This window comes from Actinophytocola sp., assembly GCF_036002505.1.
Lineage (GTDB): Bacteria > Actinomycetota > Actinomycetes > Mycobacteriales > Pseudonocardiaceae > DASYTH01.
Window position 1 is genome coordinate 1 of sequence record NZ_DASYTH010000213.1, and the last position, 1,995, is coordinate 1,995.

1 protein-coding gene and 1 pseudogene are annotated in these 1,995 nt (G+C 69.7%); both read right to left on the reverse strand.

What is annotated here, in order from left to right; genetic code table 11:
• Window positions 1–171: 171 nt before the first annotated feature.
• Complete coding sequence (locus VGR06_RS18165; protein ID WP_327560275.1) at window positions 172–1,515, reverse strand: APC family permease; 1,344 nt, start codon at window positions 1,513–1,515, stop codon at window positions 172–174.
• A 258-nt stretch (window positions 1,516–1,773) separates the two neighbouring features.
• Window positions 1,774–1,995 (reverse strand): annotated as a pseudogene (locus VGR06_RS18170) (MFS transporter); the annotation flags it as partial.

Here is a 1,995-nt window from a genome sequence, read left to right on the forward strand (position 1 = left end):
ACCTCGTAGGCCCGCAGGCCCGCGCCGATGGTCCCCACGATCGCGCGGGCGCCCGACTGGGTGATCTCCAGCTGTTCGCCGGTAGGTCTCGTCATGGCATCGAGCCTAGGGGGACCCTCCACCCGATCTCCGGAACTCACCCCGAAAACTCCGAGTTATCCCTGTCGCACCCTAGGCCGCCCGCACGAACCGGCGATTGACCACCCACAGCAGGATTCCGACGCCGACGAGGATCAGCGCGATGAGATAGTCGCTGGCCGGGCGGCCGGACAGGAACGGCACGGACAGGTAGCCGCACAGCACCGCGGCCACCACCGGCGCCCAGGTCGGCGCGCGGAAGTGCTGGTGCGGCACGGTTTCCCGACGCAGCACCAGCACTGCGACGTTAACGACGGTGAACACGAGGAGGAGTAGCAGCCCGGTCGTGCCGCCGAGCCGGGACACGCCGTCGGCGCCCGCGGTGGCCACCAGCACGGCGGCGATCGCGGTGGTGAACAGGATCGCCACCCACGGCGTGCGGCGGAACGGGTGCACGGTGCCGAACGCCTTCGGCAGGATGCCCTCGTTGGCCATGCCGTACAGCAGCCGGCTGGCCATCAGCATGTTGATCAGCGCCGAGTTGACCACCGCGAACAACCCGATGAACGCGAAGAGCCGCAACGGAAACGCCGGCGCGCCCACCTTGATCACCTCGAGCAGCGCGTCCGACTTGACGCCGGCCAGGAAGTCCGCCGGCAGCAGCAGCGAGGACGTGACCGCGACCAGCACGTAGATCAGCGCCGCGACGGCGAGCCCGGACAGCAGCGCCCGCGGGAAGATCCGCGGCGGATCCTGGCATTCCTCGGCCATGTTCACCGAGTCCTCGAACCCCACCATGGCGAAGAACGCCAGCGATGTCGCCGCGGTGATCGCCAGCAGCGCGTTTGAGCTGGACGTGTCGATCTCGGTCAGCCGCGCCGGCTCGCCCTGCCCGGCGAACACGACCGCGTACACGCCGGCCCCGATGATGATCGCCAGCCCGGAGATCTCGATGCAGGTGAGCACCACGTTGGCCTTCACCGACTCGGACACGCCGATGAAGTTGACCGCCGCCAGCATCAGCACGAACAGGACCGCGACGACGGCGATCACCGGTGCGGACACGCTGATGTTGAACGACCGCGGCAGGTACGTCGCGCCGAACGCCCGGGCCGCCGCCGACGCCGAGGTGATCCCCGAGCTCATCACCGTGAACGCGATCACGAACGTCAGGAACGGAATCCCGAACGCGCGGTTGGCGTACAGCGCCGCGCCGGCCGCCCGCGGGTACTTCCCGACCAGCTCGAGGTAGCTGAACGCGGTCAGGAACGCGACCACGAAGGCCAGCAGGAACGGCAGCCACAGTGCGCCGCCCACCTTGCCGGCGACGCTCCCGGTCAGCGCGTAGATCCCGGTGCCGAGCACGTCTCCCAGCACGAAGAAGAACAGCAGTTTCGGCCCGATCGCCCGTTTCAGCTCCGCCTGTCCGGTCGTCATACTCACCGAGTGTGCCGGATCACCTCCGGTGCGTACAGCCCACGCCTACGGCGTGTTCAAAAGTGCGCTGAGGTCGGCAAATCCTTGGCGAGGGCGGCCGCCACACGACGACCAGGGCAGGGCGAGGAACGAGCCCCTGCCCGCAAACGTCGCCAGCCAACCACCCACCACACCCAACCACCCACACCGGCCCGCAACCCCCAAGCAACCCGACCCCAGGCCGCTCGCCGAAGGCGACCGGCGGCCTTGCCCGAGCTATCAGACACTGCCGGATGGCGCCAGGTAACGCCAGAACGCGGGGAGGCTGGCCACCGCGCCGATGATCAGCGCGACGACCAGCACGCCGCCGACCGTGGTGGCCGCGGCGGTGCCCAGGGCCTCGGCGCCCCAGCCGTGGGTGAGGTCGGCCAGCCGCGGGCCGCCGGCCACGACCACGGTGAACACGCCCTGCACCCGGCCGCGCATCTCGTCGGTCGCGGC

Bases quoted from the DNA above. Each gene is read 5' to 3' on its own strand.
- VGR06_RS18165 (WP_327560275.1), bottom strand. From the start codon at position 1,515: ATGACGACCGGACAGGCGGAGCTGAAACGGGCGATCGGGCCGAAACTG.